Source organism: Aquidulcibacter sp., assembly GCF_049239865.1.
Classification (GTDB): Bacteria; Pseudomonadota; Alphaproteobacteria; order Caulobacterales; family Aquidulcibacteraceae; genus Aquidulcibacter.
The window spans coordinates 19,103-33,264 of the sequence record NZ_JBMLTR010000176.1; the positions used below are offsets into that span (position 1 = coordinate 19,103).

Here is a 14,162-nt window from a genome sequence, read left to right on the forward strand (position 1 = left end):
TTGCACCGCCCTTCGAAAGTTTTTTTGCTTCATGTCTGAGACTGATCCCTTCCAGATCCTTTCTGCCCATATTGCTTACCAGAATCCATGGATCAGCGTGGAGCATCAAGATGTGCTGCGCCCCGATGGGAGGCCCGGTATCTATGGCATCGTCCGTTTTGCAAATCGCGCCGTTGGGGTTTTGCCAATCGATGAGACTGGTCATGTCTGGATGGTGGGACAGTTTCGCAGACCGGTAGAAGCGTGGTCGTGGGAGATGCCAGAAGGCGGGGTGCCCTATGAAGAAGATATCGAAGCAGGCGCTCGTCGCGAATTGGAAGAGGAAGTTGGCGTCCGTGCGGAGACCTTAGTCAAGGTCCTTGAAATGGATCTGTCGAACTCAGTCTGCGATGAAACCGCCACGTGCTTTGTCGCGTATGGATTATCACGCGGCAACTTGGCGCCGGAGGGAACTGAGGTATTGACCATAAAGCAGCTTCATTTCACCCAATTATTGGCTGAAGTCGAAGCTGGAAAAATTCGTGACGCCTTGACGGTTGCAACCGTCTATCGGACTTACCATTTAGCACAAACGAACCAATTGCCCGCTGCGCTGACCCAGAAGATGTTAGCCCACCCAGACGGAGAGTGAAAATGGCAGGTGCAAGCTTAGAACTTGTCGGCGGCATGGCCGCTGGTTTAACCAACGTCTGGACCCATTTGCGCATTGAAGCGGCCACAGCCGCCGCCGAAGAACCGCTATTGGCGAGCCTTTTAAACGCCACCATCCTCAATCACACAAGTTTCGACGATGCGTTGGCCTATCTCTTAGCCCAAAAGTTGGGCGGGGCGGATATGAACGCGCTGCAGATGCGCGAAGTCTGTATGCAGGCCTTCAAGGAAGATCCTGCGATTGTTCGCAGCGCGCAAGCTGACGTGCGTGTGATCAAGGTGCGCGATCCTGCGTGCCGTACCTATTTGCAACCCTTCCTCTATTACAAGGGGTTCGCGGCTCTGCAGGCCCACCGCGTCGCCCATCACCTCTGGAAGACAGGGCGGGAAATGATGGCCTTCCATCTGCAAAGTCGGGTGGCTGAACTGTTCCAAGTCGATATCCACCCCGCCGCCCGCTTGGGCGAAGGGATTTTCATGGACCACGCAACTGGCATTGTGATCGGCGAAACAGCTGTGGTCGGCGACAATGTCTCAATGCTGCATAATGTCACTTTGGGCGGCACCGGCAAAGAAGGTGGTGACCGACATCCTAAGATTGGTGCCGGCGTATTGATCGGGGCAGGGGCCAAAATTCTCGGGAATATCAAAGTGGGCGAGGGCGCGCGGGTCGCCTCAGGCTCAGTCGTCCTCCACGAAGTGGCAGCAGGCTGCACGGTGGCGGGCATCCCTGCACGTCCAGTCGGTGGGCCTTGTTGTGAAAACCCGGCCGACAGCATGGATCATGTTTTTGATGTCGCGACTTTTGACCCAGGCCTCTAAGCGCTAAGCCGTGAGTGCCTTGGCAATGGTTTCGACATTATAGGCCAGCATCTTAATGCTGGTTCCTGCAGGGCCGTCCGGCTTTGACAGCGAGTCTGTGTAGAGCCTTCCGCCCAGCTTTGCGCCACTCTTAGCGGCAATCTGCGCCATCAAGCGTTGGTCAGCTTCGGTTTCGATGAAACAGGCCGCACTGTCTGCCCCTTTAATCTCGTCGAGAAGGTCAGCGAGCGCTTTGGCAGAGGGTTGAGCGCCCGTGGACAGGGACGAGACGCCTCGAAACTCTAGCCCGAACTCTCGGCCCAAGTAGCGGAATGAATTGTGCGGCACGATGATCAGGCGGCGGCCTTGGCGCACGGGTGCAAGTAAGGCTACCGCAGCTTTTTGCGCAGTTTCTAGCGCGCCCAGATAGGCTTTCAATCGCATCTCAAAATCAGGCGCGAGATTGGGCCAAATCATGATATAGGCCTTGGCAATCGTCTCAGCGTAGCTGCGCAGACCAGCAAAGCTCTGCCAAGTATGTGGGTCGGGGATGCGGCCTTCGATCAGAATAGGCTCAATGCCGTCTGAGGCCTGAATGATTGGTCCGCGGTAACCGGTACTTTCAGGAAGACGGTCAATCCAGCCTTCCAATTTAAAGCCAACATGGAGGAGGAGGCTGATATCGCCAAAGCCCGTCAACTCGCTGGGCGTGGGGTCTCGGTGGTGGGCAGATTGGTCTGGGCCAATCAGGGAAGCGATCTCTAAGTCTGGTGCACCGATCTGCTGGGCCACATCGGCCAAGATCGACATGGTCGCCAACACTTTTGGCTTGGAAACCGCAGGCACAACTTTTGGCGCAGGCTTGCACGCAGCGGCAAGCAGGCCAGTGGCGGCAAGGCCCAAGAGATTACGACGCGCGATTAGCAAGGGATGCTTTACCTAACGAGCGGGTCAAGAGGGATTGATTGGGGCCAACAAGGCTTGATGCCAACACAAGCCCAACCAAGCAGGAGACAATGGCTGCCCCCACTGGAGCTGCAAGGTGGAATGAAACCAAGAGGCCGGACAGCACCCCGATGATACCGAGCACTGCGGCACTGAGGATCATCAACGGGACGCTCTTCGCCCAAAAGCGGGCTGCAATGGCTGGCAAGATGGTCAGCCCGATACTCATCAAAGCCCCAAGCGCGTGAAACGAGGCCACGGTCGTCAATGCCAAAAGGCCGAAGAAGACCGATTGCGCCACTGGGCCTGCCCATTTGGCGCCGCCCGATGCGCGCAAGAATTGCGGGTCAAGCGTGTCAATGAGCAGCGGGCGATACACCAAAGCCATGCCAATCGACGTCACGATCGCGGCTGTGCAGGCCAGCGCTAACGCGGTGTTGTCGATGGCGAGTGCAGCGCCGAACAAGAGCTTGTCTAGATCAATCACCCCGCCGCCCATGCTGGCGATCATCACGCCTATGGCCAAAGCTGCGAGGTAGAAGACGGCAAAGCCCGCATCCTCTGGCAAGCGCAGCGCGCGACTGGCAGGGCCTGCGGTCATAAAGACCATCGTGCCCGTCAGGGCTGCGCCCAAGGTTGTGAGTAAAGTGCTGCCGCCGCTCAATAGGGCAGCCGCAGCGGCCCCAGGCAGGACAGCATGGCCAACAGCGTCGCCAACCAAGCTCATACGTCGCATCACGAGGAAGACGCCCAAAGGCGCCCCAGCTAAAGCAAGCGCCACGCCACCTAAAGCGGCACGTGTCATAAACTCATAGTCAAAGAAGGGAGCAAAAACCCCGACCACGGTCAGACCCCTAAGTCGATTGAGCGACGCCGCTCACCGCGCGTAGTGGTTGGGTCAAGCTGCTGAGGGGTTTGTCGTCGCTGCGACGCAGGATGGCACCAAATTTGGACAGCTCCCACCAAAGTGGGAAGTGGCGCGCGCAATCGAGATCATGGATGGCCGCAATCACGGTGCGGCCTTCGCCGACCCAATGCTGTATGACTTCTAAGAGTTTCGCTTGCGAGGCTGTATCGACAGCTGAGAAAGGCTCGTCCAGCAAAATCAGCCCGCAGTCCTGCACGGTCAAACGGGCAAAGAGAGCGCGCTGCAACTGCCCACCCGACAAAGTGCTGACCTGTTGGTTCTCAAGGTCGCTCAAGCCAACCATGTCTAAGGCTTGGTCAATCTTGTCTTGATCATGACGGCAGGGCTTGCCGAATAATCCAAGGCGCGCCCACAGACCCATCGCTGCCAAAGCGCGCACAGTCAACGGCGCATCTGGGCGCAGGCTGGGGCTTTGAGAAAGCCAAGCGATGCTGCGATGGCGCTTCACTGGGGCGTCCCATACACAGGTGCCACTTACCGGGCTCTGCTCACCCGCCAAGGTCCGCAACAAAGTAGATTTGCCCGCACCATTTTGGCCAATCAACGCAACAGCACTACCTGAATTAATGGTGCCACCAATGCCTGCCATCACCAATTTATTGGGATAACCAATTGCAAGATCATTTAAAATCAAGCTCATATTGCTAGATCCTGCGGGCCAATCTCAAGTGAGATCTGGCGGGATGGGGGGGAGGGGGCCGAACGCTTGAAGCCCTTACTCTCAATTGCACCAAAAGCGAAGCGGAAATGTTATGTTATTACAGTGCAGGTAACCGCCTCCGCCTCGGTCTTGCAAGCAGTGCCCGCATGCGGCTAGCCTGTTCGCACTGGCGCGCAAGGTGCCCGCAAAAGGAATTCGCTTCATGTCGATGGATGGTCTTGAACTCACTTCAGCCAATGGCCTGACCTATCCATGTGGTGAGCCTCCCGAAGTTGGCACCGTGAAAGAGGTTGCAGATGGTGTCTATTGGGTCCGCATGCCGCTGCCCTTTGCCCTCAAATGGATCAACCTTTGGCTTCTGCGCGACGTTGACGGTTGGGTGATTGTGGACACGGGTGTTGCGACCGAAGAAAGCCGCCTGCATTGGCGTACGATTTTTGACTCTGTTTTAGACGGGCTTCCGGTGAAGCGTGTGATGATCACCCACATGCATCCCGATCATGTTGGTCTTGCAGGCTGGATCACGCGTAAATTTGGCGCAGCTTTATGGATCTCCCGCCTAGAATATCTAACCTGTCGCACCTTGGTTGCCGACACTGGCCGCGAAGCGCCCGAAGATGGCGTGCGGTTTTACCGTGCGGCGGGCTGGGATGAAGATGCCCTCGACACGTATCGCATCCGCTTCGGTGGCTTTGGGAAGGCGGTATCGCGCTTGCCGGATTCCTTTGAAAGGATGGCCGATGGCGACGACATTGAGATAGGTGGCAGGAGTTGGCAGGTGGTTACAGGCTGCGGTCATTCGCCCGAGCATGTGTGCCTCTATCAGCCAGACTTAAAAGTCCTGATTTCCGGCGATCAAGTCTTGCCGCGGATTTCGTCCAATGTATCGGTCTTCCCGACAGAGCCCAATGGCGACCCGATGACGGATTGGATCAATTCCTGCCATAAGCTCAAGCAAGTCATCGCCAACGACGTCCTGGTCCTACCCGCCCATAATGAGCCATTTTATGGGCTGCATAAACGCTTGGACGACTTGATCGACAATCATGAGACAGCTTTGGCGCGACTGGCCACTTGGCTGGCGACGCCCCGTCGGGTGATCGACTGTTTCTCGCCTTTGTTTAAGCGCCCTATTGGCGGGGACGTCTTGGGCATGGCGACGGGTGAGGCGATTGCCCACCTCAATTGCCTGATTGCGCGAGGTCAAGCCGTTGTTGAGCGCGGCCCCGATGGGACGCTCCTGTATCGCCAAGTCGGTTAGGCCCGTTAGGGTGCAGGCTTAGGCTCGGTTGCCGGTGGTTCGGTTTGCGGGCTCGGCTCAGGCGGTGGACCACCTGGTTGATCGGCTCCTGCTGCAATCGTCACGTTAAAGATCGGCGGTGGGCGTTTGCCACGGCGAAGATCATCGGCAATCCCGATAGGGGCAGAACCACCGTTCAATCGCGCGCGATAAACTTGGATATTCTCCAGCACACGCTGCACATAATTGCGGGTTTCAGAGAAGGGGATTTTCTCCACCCAATCAATGGCGGTCTCAAGGTCGGTCTCGCGGAACTCGCCATAGGTCTGCACCCATTGGCGGGGGCGACCCGGCCCTGCATTATAGGCAGCGGCCGCCATGGCATAAGAGCCGTAGAAATTGTTGACCAAATCAAACAGATGAGCAGAACCCAAGGTCACATTGTGGCTGGGGCGGCTGATCAGCCAACTTGTGTCATGATCAAGGCCCATGCGGCGGGCTTGGCTGGCGGCGGTTGCTGGCAGGAATTGCATCAGACCACGGGCATTGGCCGAGGAGACAGCGCGGGTATTAAACTCGCTCTCTTGCCGCGTGATCGCCAGCGTATAGGCGTCCTCAATCTGGCCATAGCCAACAATCCGGGGGATTGCCATCAAGGGATAGGCGGCTTCGGTCGCCAGAATGCCGCGATTAAGGCCCGCTTTGGCAACGCGAACTGCGAGTGCCGGTTCATCCCGTGCGCGGGCATATTCGGACAGCGCTTGGTGTTCGCCTTCGGTGTCGAGTTCATCGTCTAAGGCGAGCGCAAATTGGCGGAAGAATTGGTTTTCGCCAGCTTCTGACAGCAGATTGATGATGGCCATCATGGTGCGGCCATTCAGGCGGTCGCGATCTTCCTGCGTCGCCTTTTTTTCAGGCGGCAAGGTCAGTTGTGCAACTTGGCCTAAGGTTTCTGCAAGTTTTACAGCCGCCAATTGTCCGTAGTAGACGGTCGGGAAAGCCGCGGCGGCGCGATATTGGCTTTGCGCGACCTCAGGCTGATTCAATGCTTCCGCCGTACGACCCAACCAGTAGGCGGCACGGGCGCGCGAAACCGGGGTGCGGACACCACTCTCAAGCCGCTTGAAATGTTCGAGCGCGACAGTGGGTTGGTTCAAGAAACGCAAAGCCACCCAGCCCGAAATAAACTCCCCGTCGGCAAAGCGCTCGCCGCGCTGATAGCCATGGGTGGAGGCGATCCGATAGGCCGATTGCCAATCGCGGGTGACAATGGCTTCATTCAGAAGATTGCGCCGCTCCGTCCAGATCAAGTCTTGGCCAGGCTCTGGAAGGCCACGTGAGTCGATTTGGGTGAGGAGGGAAAGGGCCTCTGCCCGGCGTCCGGCCTGACGCAAGTTGCGGACGCGCTGATACTGAATGCCGCGATCGTCGAGGCTAACACCGGTAAGGGTCACGGTGTCGCCTGCTTCAATGCCAACACGGCGCTGCGCATTGAGGCGGCCGGTCTCGCTCATCAGGGGCCATAGTGGCTTGGACTGGGTGATGCGGTCGGTCCACAACAGAAAATCGACGCGGGCGTCATGGTCTTCCGTCGTCAATTCGCTACCAAAGCGGGCAAGGAAAGCCGCTTGGCTCGCGCTATCAAAGCGGTGATTGCGCCATCCATCGGCCAAATATTTCTTGGCCTGCTCGCGTTCGCCCAAAGCAAACAAGACGGAGGCAAGCTCCAGTTTCCCCTCGCCAGAAATCGGGCCTGCATGGTCTAGGCCCTGTTCCTTGCGCTCTAAAAAGGTGCGCTTGGCTTGTGGGGTCAGAGTGGTCAAGGCAAGGCGTTGCTCGGCACGGATGCGAATGTTTTGACGGCTTGGGTAGAAAGGCAATTGGTCGAGCGCTTGGCGCAATTCGTCAAAACTGGCGGGGTTGGAATCAGCGGTCGCCAAGCGCCACAAGAGGAAGTTGCGAATTCGCGTATCGCTGGTAGTGGCGATGGTGGCGCGCACATAGCTCCAATCGCCGCGCTCGGCAGCCCGAAGGGCCGTCCTTAAAACCTCTAACGGTGTCGTGGGAACAGGGGCTGCAGTAAAATCAACCGGGACAGAAGTCGGAACGGGCACAGGCACCGGCGTCGGCACCGTGGTGTCTTGTGCCAACGCCATGCTCGAAAAAAACGGGCTTGAAGTCAAAAGGCCGGTCATAAAAATGGCGAGAGTTGCCTTACGCGTGTCAAACACGGACATTCAAAAAAACTCCGGCGAGGATCAGCACAAATCGGGGGAGGGCTGTCTTCGCATTGCGACCAACTGGCCGATTAGAGGGAACAGAAAGGATTGATCTTGGGAATCACCCCTTGTGTCTAGCGATCAAATCCCACTGAACCTAGTCGTATGTGTGAAAAAATCAGGGCAAGCACAGCCTTGTGCACGCCATTTGGTCTGCCCTTGGGTCTTGCATCCATATGAATTGCGGTCGAGAAGGGCATTCACGACCCACTCACGTTTCAGCTAGGCCAGTACCACCCATGACGGTTTTTAAAGGCGTTTATACCGCCCTGATCACGCCCTTCAAAGATGGCAAGGTCGATGATGCGTCTTTTCAGGCCTTGATCGAGCGCCAAATTGAAAATGGCGTACACGGAATCATTCCTGTCGGCACGACGGGCGAGAGCGCGACGGTGGACGATGCTGAACATTGGCATTTGTTTGACTTGGCAATTGAGGCTGCAAACCACCGTGTTCCTGTGTTGGCGGGCTGTGGCTCGAACGACACCCAAGCCGCGATCCGCCATATGCAGGTGGCCAAGAAGGCTGGCGCAGATGGGGCTTTGATCGTTGCGCCTTATTACAACAAACCCAGCCAAGCGGGCCTGATTGCCCACTTCAACGCGCTCGGTAATGCCGTCGATATGCCAATCATGGTCTATAATATTCCCGGTCGCACCAATGTCGACATTCTGCCCGATACGATGGCCGAAATTGCCAAGCATCCTAATGTCGTCGCTTTGAAGGATAGTGCAGGCGACCCGTCGCGCACGGCACTCCATTTGGCTCGTATCACCAAGCCATTTTCGATTTTTGCGGGGGATGACAATCTGGCTCTGGGCTTTGCTGCCTATGGGGCAGTGGGTTGCGTGTCGGTTCTGTCCAACATCATGCCGAAAGAATGTGCGCAATTGCAGGCCCTCTTGGCATCAGGTCAATTGGCCGAAGCGCGCGCTTTGAACCAAAAGCTGGACCCCTTGCAGCGCGCTTTATTCCTTGAGCCTAATCCGGGGCCCGCCAAATTTGCTATGGCAACTTTAGGCCTCTGTGCCGAAGATTTACGCCTGCCTCTGGTGCCACCGATTCCTGCAACGCGCGTTGCAGTACAAACGGCCATGATCGCAGCCGGGGCGTTACGAGGCAATTAGGCCATGCGCCCAGAACAACCCCGCAAGTTAATCGCCGAAAATAAGCGCGCGCGCTTCGATTATTATATTGAAGACACCTATGAAGCGGGGCTGGTTCTAACTGGCACCGAGGTCAAAAGCTTGCGTCTTGGCCGCGCCAATATTGCCGAAAGCTATGCGAGCCCAGAGCATGGTGAGGTCTGGCTGATCAATTCCTATGTGCCCGAATATGGGCCAGCCTCGCGCTTCAACCACGAGCCGCGACGCAAACGCAAGCTGCTATTGCGTGAGCGGGAGATCAACAAATTGTTCGCGGCTGTCGACCGCGAAGGGCGCACAGTCGTGCCGCTCAAGCTCTATTTCAATGAGCGCGGGATGGTGAAGCTAGAACTGGCGCTCGCCAAAGGCAAAAAGGATCACGACAAGCGCGATTCAACCAAAGAGCGCGAATGGAAGCGCGAGCAGGGGCGCTTGCTGCGCGACCGGGGCTAGATCCATGTCGGGCTGGCTGGACCGCTTTTATCGCTTCTTCACCGAAATGGACTCAACGGCTGCCCGCGCGGTCTGGGTCGCGTTCATCCTGTTTTCCATCGCGGGAGTCGTGCTGACAGCCGGCATGATGTTCATTGATTTGGACCAAGGCGGCATTGCTCAGTTTTTGCGTGGCTTGCGCGACGCGTGGTGGGCACCCGCGGCCGTTACCGGTACCTTTATCACGCTGGCCTTTATCGGTGCGCCGCAAGTTGTGCTGATCGCCGCAACCGTCGCGGTATTCGGTCCATCTGAAGGCATTGTGCTGAGCTGGATCGCCACATTGCTCTCAGCCCAAGTGGGCTTCATGCTGGGGCGGGTAGGCGGCGCTGCGGCGCTATCCAAACTCTTGGGTGGTCGTGGTGGCCGCGCGCTCCGCTTCATAGGCAAGAACGGCTTTCTGGCGAGCCTTATCATCCGTTTGGTGCCATCCGGGCCGTTCATTGTTTGCAATATGGCCTTGGGGGCGGCCAAAGTCCGCTTGACGTCTTTTGTCGGCGGGACCGGCCTTGGAATATTGCCGAAAATCTGCCTCGTTGCTTTCGGTGCGCACGGTGTCGGCGAGGTGCTCAAAGGCGAAAACCAGGGCGCGATTTGGTTTTTTGTTGCCGCCGCCATCATCTATCTGGTGCTCGTCTTGGTGGTGCGCCCGATGCTTGGCAAAGGCCAAGCACAAGAGGGCCTTGATTAAACGCGAATTTTGGATTAATTTGCTGTCAATGAGGTCGAAAATCTAACGATGCGCAAATTTTTTCCATATAAAGGATTAAGCACACAAGATTTTGCTTCAACCTTACGGGTTGGGCAGGAGATTGCGGCTGCGCACTATGATTTGGCCCAACGGGATGGTTCCCTCCTACTCGATGCAGGTCGACTTAATCTGAAGCTGGCAGGGCTGCTTATCAGCCCTTGGGCGCGCAAGAGTCGCTAGGCCAATTGGTCGGGTGACGGCGCTCAGGGGTAAAGCGCCGCTAAGGGCCGCACAAAGGCTCTCTCTTCAAATGTTCAGCAAATCAGGCCACACAACATCATGACCCAATCAATCCGTATTTTTGACACCACCATGCGCGATGGCGAGCAGTCGCCCGGCGCTTCTATGACTCATGACGAAAAGATCGAGCTCGCCAAATTGCTCGAAGATATGCGCGTCGATGTCATTGAGGCAGGTTTCCCGATTGCCAGCCAAGGCGACTTCGATGCCGTTCAAGCCATCGCACGCACCATCAAGACCAGCACCGTCTGCGGTTTGTCGCGGGCAGGGGCAAAGGATATTGAGCGCTGCGCGGAAGCCGTCCGCCCTGCACCCTTGAAGCGGATCCATACCTTTATTTCGACCTCGCCCATCCATATGAAGCACAAGCTGCAGATGGAGCCTGAGGCCGTGCTCGAAGCCATTCATGGCTCGGTCTCTTTGGCGCGGAACTATACCGACGATGTCGAATGGTCCGCCGAAGATGCCACCCGGACCGAGCGTGACTTTTTGTTGCGCGCCGTGGAAACCGCGATCCGCGCTGGTGCCACCACCATCAATTTGCCTGATACGGTCGGCTATTCTTTCCCCAGCGAGTATGGGGCGTTGTTTGCCGATGTGATCGCCAATGTGCCGGGCGCAGATGATGTCATTTTCTCCGCCCATTGCCATAATGATTTGGGTCTTGCGGTCGCCAACTCCTTGGCCGCTGTCCAAGGGGGTGCACGCCAGATTGAGTGCGCTATCAATGGCTTGGGTGAGCGGGCAGGAAATGCAGCCCTGGAAGAAATCATCATGGCGCTCCGCGTCCGTGGTGATGGAATGCCCTATACGACGGTCGTAGATGCGACGCGTTTGATGATGGCCTCTAAGATGGTCAGCCGCATCACGGGCTTCCCCGTCCAATATAATAAGGCGATTGTTGGCAAGAACGCCTTCGCGCATGAAAGCGGTATCCATCAGGATGGTATGCTGAAGCACGCCCAAACCTACGAGATCATGCGCCCCGAAGATGTTGGCCAAGGCGCAACCAATCTAGTCATGGGCAAGCATTCGGGCCGCCACGCTTTTAAAGATAAGCTGCGCGATATGGGCTATGAATTGTCCGACAATGCGTTCCAAGACGCATTTGGACGCTTTAAGGCGCTCGCAGACCGAAAGAAGCACGTCTATGACGATGACATCATCGCCTTGGTTGATGATGCCGCAGCCCATTATGACGACGCGATTAAGGTCTTGCGTCTTCGTGTCGTTGCGGGCACCGATGGCCCACAAACCGCTGAAATCGATCTGGAAATTGACGGCAAGTCGGCTTGGACCACCCAACGCGGCAATGGCCCGGTCGATGCGGTCTTCAATGCGATCTCCGCTTTGGTCCCCCACAGTGCGGTCTTGGACCTCTATCAGGTCCATGCGGTCACTGAAGGCACTGACGCGCAAGCCGAAGTCTCGGTTCGCTTGAGTGAGCATGGCCGGTTTGTCACGGCGCGCTCTGCTGATGCCGATACGCTGGTGGCGTCTGCAAAGGCCTATGCGAGCGCCTTGGCGCGCCTACGGGCTAAGCGCGAACGCGGTGAGGATGCGCAAGCGGCAGGCTAAGCCTGTCGGCCGATTCAGTTTGGCAACACCAACTTCACAAACGCCGAAAATTCTTCCGGCGGGGGTATTTTTAGGTGGATGGGCTCACCCGTCGTCGGATGGGTGAAGTCCAGCGCCGCAGCGTGCAACATCAGGCGCGGGCAGGGCTTGCCTGCGAGCAGGAGCAGCCCGCCATATTTCGTATCGCCCGCCAGAGCATGAGCAATGGCGGCGAAATGGACCCGGATTTGATGCATCCGGCCTGTTTTCGGGGCTACTTCCACTAAGGACGCTGCAGCGCCTGACCCCAAGACGCGATAGGCGGTCAAGGCGGCTTGGGCGTTTGCTTCTCCGGCATTGGCAGGACGCATCAGGTCGATGCCGCCGGACTTGATTTTGACCAGAGGCAGGTCGATTTGACCTTCCACTGCCGCCAGTTTGCCACCAACCAGCGCCAGATAGCGCTTCTCCAACTGTCGTCCGGCAAATTGGGCCGATAAATGCGCGGCAGCAGGGCTGGTCTTGGCGACGATCAACAGGCCAGAAGTCTCACGGTCTAAACGGTGGACGAGTTTTGGTTTGCGCCCTTTGCGGGTGGTGAAAGCAGCCAACAGCCGATCCACGTCGCGCGTCACCCCTGAACCACCCTGAACGGCTAAGCCGGAGGGCTTATTGAAGGCGATCAGCGCATCGTCCTCATAAACCACCATATCGCGGATATAGTCCTGCTCTTCTTGGCCGAGTGGGGCAGGGCCTTTGGCTGAAAAGCGACGGGTGGGACGATGGGCCATCGCCGCTGACTAGCCCATCTATGGCGCTACTCGCAAGGCGTTCATTAGGATCGTGCTCATGTGCGCCCGCGCGGCCTCGCGCGAGATCCCGCAAGCCTCAAACTCCCCCTCCGCCCAGGCATCGCACAGACGTTCGAGCGTGAAGATCAGGGTGAGTGCTTCAATTGCGGCAAGGTGTGGGAAGCTGGCGGTGATGGCACCCATTTGCTGTTGTCGTGTCTGCGCTCGAACAGCGGCAATCTCTGGATCAATTGCCGTTAAATGTCGAAGGGAACGACGAAACAATCGGTGCGCGATATGATGGTCTAGGAGCGTATCGATCATCGCCGGAACAGTGTCAGCTTTAGCCAAAGCTTGGGCCTCTGCTTCTGCCCAATCTAAATAGATTGCGAGGAAAATTGCCTTTTTGTCGGGAAAGTGCCGGTAGAAGGTTTGTGGAGCATAGCCCGCACGTCGGGCAATGGCATTGGTTTGGGTGCCGTCAAAGCCCTGTTCTTCAAATTCCAGCTGTGCAGCCTTGAGGAGTTCGGATCGCCCCGATTTGCGACTTTTCACGGCTTGAGACCTCCTGCTTGACAATAAGTGATATATATATCACTTAATTGAGCATGAACCAATCTTTTCTGCCAGTCAGTCAATTTCGTCGCGCCATTGGCGTTCAGCCGCCCTATGACTTGGTAGAAGCCGCAGGAACGAATGTCGCAATTGCGCGACGGGGTGCAGGGCTTCCGGTCTTGTGTTTGCACGCGACGGCGCATGGCGGCCGTGATTTCGAAAGCCTTGTCGACGCCTTGGTGCCCTTGGGTTTTGAATTGGTTTGTGTCGACTGGCCCGGTCATGGCGCAAGCCCACCCGATGCATCGGGTCAGCCAGCCAGCGCCACACGTTATGCTGCCGTTCTAAGCGACCTCATTCCTGTCTTGTTTGGCGACGCAAAACCCGTAGTCATTGGCAATTCCATAGGTGGGGCAGCAGCATTGATCGCCGCCCTCGAAAAGCCAGAAGCCATACGCGCCTTGGTTCTTTGCAATCCTGGTGGACTGGCACCGCTTGATCCTTTAGCGGCAGCGGTAATCAAGCTGTTGGTCAGTTTCTTTGAGGCCGGGGCCCGCGGCGCGCGCTGGTTTCCTTGGGCATTTGGCCTTTATTATCGGCTGGTTTTGTCGGTGAAGCCCGCGCAGGAGCAGCGCGCGCGCATCGTCGCGGCAGGGTCGGTAATGGCACCGATCCTTGTACAGGCTTGGCGCAGTTTTGGTGAAGCCAATGCTGATCTAAGGACACGAGCGCAGGCACTTAAACTGCCCGTATTTTTTGCTTGGGCTAAGTCCGATCAAATCGTCGCGTGGTCAAGGTCCAAGCGCGCGGTGGAAACGATCCCGCAGGCAAAGGTGGAATTCTTCAAAGGCAGCCATGGCGCCTTTCTGGAAGACCCGGTCGCGTTTCAAGCGTCGTTTTTGGCATTTGTGCGTCGCCTATCTAATGGCTAGGTGAAGAGCTATGTCGGTATCTAGACGCCTTTCTAATGGGTTTCACAAGAACTCACCAAAAATTGTATATACTTAAACTTGGAATCAACTGAACTTTCTCCATAATATCATTATGTTAAGATCAAGCTGAGAACTTTGAAGCGAGAATTCTCTGTTTTTATCGGCTACTTGTTTGTTTTTATTTTGGGCGACCC

At 56.8% G+C, this 14,162-nt stretch carries 14 protein-coding genes; 8 read left to right on the forward strand and 6 right to left on the reverse strand.

The annotated features are described in order from the left end of the window. The first annotated feature begins 31 nt into the window (after positions 1-31). Complete coding sequence (locus tag ACOVRA_RS12155; RefSeq protein ID WP_421720522.1) at positions 32-631, forward strand: NUDIX domain-containing protein; 600 nt, start codon at positions 32-34, stop codon at positions 629-631. Between the two features lie 2 nt (positions 632-633). Continuing rightward, positions 634-1,473: a serine O-acetyltransferase gene (cysE, locus tag ACOVRA_RS12160; protein ID WP_421720523.1), complete on the forward strand. Its 840-nt coding sequence runs from the start codon at positions 634-636 to the stop codon at positions 1,471-1,473. Positions 1,474-1,476: 3 nt separating this feature from the next. Here cysE and ACOVRA_RS12165 read toward each other — a convergent pair whose 3' ends face one another. Genes ACOVRA_RS12165 through ACOVRA_RS12175 form a run of 3 tightly spaced genes read right to left on the reverse strand, consistent with a single transcriptional unit; the run spans position 1,477 to position 3,965 of the window. Then, a complete protein-coding gene (locus ACOVRA_RS12165; RefSeq protein ID WP_421720524.1) occupies positions 1,477-2,379 on the reverse strand; it encodes a metal ABC transporter solute-binding protein, Zn/Mn family in 903 nt (300 codons plus the stop codon). Continuing rightward, entirely contained in the window at positions 2,360-3,241 is an 882-nt protein-coding gene (locus tag ACOVRA_RS12170; protein WP_421720525.1) for a metal ABC transporter permease, read from the reverse strand. Before ACOVRA_RS12170 ends, ACOVRA_RS12165 begins: the two co-directional genes overlap by 20 nt. A gap of 10 nt (positions 3,242-3,251) precedes the next feature. Continuing rightward, positions 3,252-3,965, reverse strand: a complete 714-nt coding sequence (locus ACOVRA_RS12175) for a metal ABC transporter ATP-binding protein (protein ID WP_421720526.1) — start codon at positions 3,963-3,965, stop codon at positions 3,252-3,254. A 223-nt stretch (positions 3,966-4,188) separates the two neighbouring features. On the opposite strand from ACOVRA_RS12175, the gene ACOVRA_RS12180 reads away from it, so the two are divergent. Further along, positions 4,189-5,247, forward strand: coding sequence for an MBL fold metallo-hydrolase (locus ACOVRA_RS12180; protein ID WP_421720527.1), 1,059 nt, complete (start codon positions 4,189-4,191; stop codon positions 5,245-5,247). A 5-nt stretch (positions 5,248-5,252) separates the two neighbouring features. On the opposite strand, the gene ACOVRA_RS12185 is transcribed toward ACOVRA_RS12180, so the two are convergent. Continuing rightward, positions 5,253-7,463, reverse strand: a complete 2,211-nt coding sequence (locus ACOVRA_RS12185) for a lytic transglycosylase domain-containing protein (RefSeq protein WP_421720528.1) — start codon at positions 7,461-7,463, stop codon at positions 5,253-5,255. Positions 7,464-7,744: 281 nt separating this feature from the next. Here ACOVRA_RS12185 and dapA point away from each other — a divergent pair, with 281 nt between their 5' ends. The 4 genes from dapA to ACOVRA_RS12205 all read left to right on the forward strand — a co-directional run bounded on the left by dapA (position 7,745) and on the right by ACOVRA_RS12205 (position 11,711). Continuing rightward, positions 7,745-8,632 carry a 4-hydroxy-tetrahydrodipicolinate synthase gene (gene dapA, locus ACOVRA_RS12190; RefSeq protein ID WP_298229493.1) on the forward strand — a complete coding sequence of 296 codons (888 nt, stop codon included), beginning with the start codon at positions 7,745-7,747 and terminating at the stop codon, positions 8,630-8,632. 3 nt (positions 8,633-8,635) lie between these two features. Continuing rightward, positions 8,636-9,103, forward strand: coding sequence for an SsrA-binding protein SmpB (smpB, locus tag ACOVRA_RS12195; RefSeq protein ID WP_085338064.1), 468 nt, complete (start codon positions 8,636-8,638; stop codon positions 9,101-9,103). A 4-nt stretch (positions 9,104-9,107) separates the two neighbouring features. Continuing rightward, positions 9,108-9,833 (forward strand): TVP38/TMEM64 family protein, encoded by a 726-nt coding sequence (locus tag ACOVRA_RS12200; RefSeq protein WP_421720529.1) that lies wholly within the window; start codon positions 9,108-9,110, stop codon positions 9,831-9,833. Between the two features lie 339 nt (positions 9,834-10,172). Beyond that, a complete protein-coding gene (locus tag ACOVRA_RS12205) occupies positions 10,173-11,711 on the forward strand; it encodes a 2-isopropylmalate synthase (RefSeq protein ID WP_290807027.1) in 1,539 nt (512 codons plus the stop codon). Positions 11,712-11,725: 14 nt separating this feature from the next. On the opposite strand, the gene ACOVRA_RS12210 is transcribed toward ACOVRA_RS12205, so the two are convergent. Both ACOVRA_RS12210 and ACOVRA_RS12215 read right to left on the reverse strand, forming a co-directional pair. Then, complete coding sequence (locus tag ACOVRA_RS12210; RefSeq protein WP_421720530.1) at positions 11,726-12,481, reverse strand: RluA family pseudouridine synthase; 756 nt, start codon at positions 12,479-12,481, stop codon at positions 11,726-11,728. Positions 12,482-12,499: 18 nt separating this feature from the next. Then, positions 12,500-13,036, reverse strand: coding sequence for a TetR/AcrR family transcriptional regulator (locus ACOVRA_RS12215; protein ID WP_421720531.1), 537 nt, complete (start codon positions 13,034-13,036; stop codon positions 12,500-12,502). A 53-nt stretch (positions 13,037-13,089) separates the two neighbouring features. On the opposite strand from ACOVRA_RS12215, the gene ACOVRA_RS12220 reads away from it, so the two are divergent. Further along, positions 13,090-13,968, forward strand: a complete 879-nt coding sequence (locus ACOVRA_RS12220) for an alpha/beta fold hydrolase (RefSeq protein WP_421720532.1) — start codon at positions 13,090-13,092, stop codon at positions 13,966-13,968. Positions 13,969-14,162 lie beyond the last annotated feature (194 nt).